Raw genomic sequence first — 639 nt, 5'->3', positions numbered from 1 at the left:
GAGCATTATCAATACGATGCCGCCGGTTATCCTGCCCGCCGGTTTGACGGATTGCATGACATTAGCGGTGAACGTCTTTACCAGAAAGGCCACCGGTTACGGCAGCTCGGCCAGCACCTGTTTGAATATGATGAAGCCGGCCGCATGACCGCCATGCAGCTCTGGCAGGAAGGTCATCGCGCTCAGTTGACCAAATTCCGCTGGAACAGCCAGAACCAGCTTATCGGGGTACAAACGCCGGGCGGGCAGCAGTGGGCCTATCGCTACGATGCCTTCGGGCGGCGCACCGAGAAAGTGTGTGAACAGTCAGGTGAGCGCACGACGTACCTGTGGGATGGGGATGTGCCGGCGGAAATCCGGGAATACCGGCACAATCGGTTGCACTGTATTCGCCATCTGGTGTTTGATGGCTGGCAGTTACTGGCGCAGCAGATCCAGTTCTTCACCCCGAACCCGGAAAACCGCAGTGAATTACTGGCCGGGAAAATGCAGACACAATATGCGGTGTGTGCGCCGACCGGCGAACCGCTGGCGTTGTTTGATGAAGCGGGTCACCGGGTCTGGCGCCAGCCGCCGCAAAGCCTGTATGGATTGCGGCTGGGCATGTTGGGAGAGAATCCTGAATTCAATCCGGGCTTA

The 639-nt window shown here is 58.2% G+C and carries 1 pseudogene; it reads left to right on the top strand.

Annotation, left to right across the window (positions count from 1 at the left end):
- Positions 1-144: 144 nt before the first annotated feature.
- Positions 145-639 (top strand): annotated as a pseudogene (locus Xedl_RS19970) (type IV secretion protein Rhs); the annotation flags it as partial.

Source organism: Xenorhabdus eapokensis, from assembly GCF_001908105.1.
This window is presented reverse-complemented; position numbering and strand designations above follow the sequence as displayed.